Source organism: Neisseria sp. P0021.S006 (assembly GCF_051956895.1).
Genome location: NZ_JBQCWZ010001230.1, coordinates 1 through 455, shown reverse-complemented (window position 1 = coordinate 455; position 455 = coordinate 1). Strand labels below are relative to the sequence as shown.

Below are 455 nucleotides of genomic sequence, written 5' to 3'. Positions count from 1 at the left end.
ATACATACCCTGTGCGATGGAAAAAATGATTGTAAAACCCAATGTGCCAAACAGTTTGTAATTGACCCATTGGTCTGGAAAATACGTAAAGACAAAGAGGTTGGCCGCACCCATAAAAATCAGGAAGCCAATCCATGCATAAGTCAGGCGCGTCCATACAAAATCAGGGAGCTGCATTTCTTTGCCCATGACGGCTTTAAGCCCGTTTTTACCGGCAAGGTGGCTGAACAGCATGACGATGGCGCCGATCCAAAACAGAACGGTCGGTTTCCACATGATAAAGCGGTTGTCTTTCAGCAGAATCGTTGCGCCGCCAAAAAAGACAATCAAAATCAGGCTGACCCATTGCATGGTATCCAGTTTACGGTGTTTCCAAAAGGTCAGCGCAGCTTGGGCAATGCCGACTATAACCGCAACAGCCGTTGCGGCAATCATGTCTTTGGTGATGATATATG

Annotated in this window: 1 protein-coding gene; it reads right to left on the bottom strand. The window is 46.8% G+C overall.

The annotated features are described in order from the left end of the window. Positions 1-455, bottom strand: a 455-nt coding sequence (locus tag ACTHUM_RS19625) for a septation protein A (RefSeq protein ID WP_440403957.1), incomplete at both ends; no start/stop codon positions are given.